Consider the following 221-nt stretch of genomic DNA (forward strand, 5'->3'; position numbering starts at 1 on the left):
GAATTTGTCGGATCTCGAATGTATGTTCGAAGTATGTCGGGGAGCAGGTTGCAGGCGGCGATAGCCGGACTGCGCGACGCCTACGAAGAGGTGGCGGCGTGCGATCTAAACCTGTTGACCCGCACTGATCTGGTGGCCGCTCTTGATGAGATGGAAACGTTGTCGTGTCAGCTGCCGACGGTCAGCCACCGCTTGCTCGCGCGTCTGCAACGCGAGACGAC

1 pseudogene is annotated in these 221 nt (G+C 59.7%); it reads left to right on the forward strand.

The features are described 5' to 3' along the window. Positions 1 to 18: 18 nt before the first annotated feature. A pseudogene (locus ABQE44_RS25880) lies at positions 19 to 221 on the forward strand (HNH endonuclease signature motif containing protein); the annotation flags it as partial.

It is taken from the genome of Mycolicibacterium sp. XJ2546, from assembly GCF_053483195.1.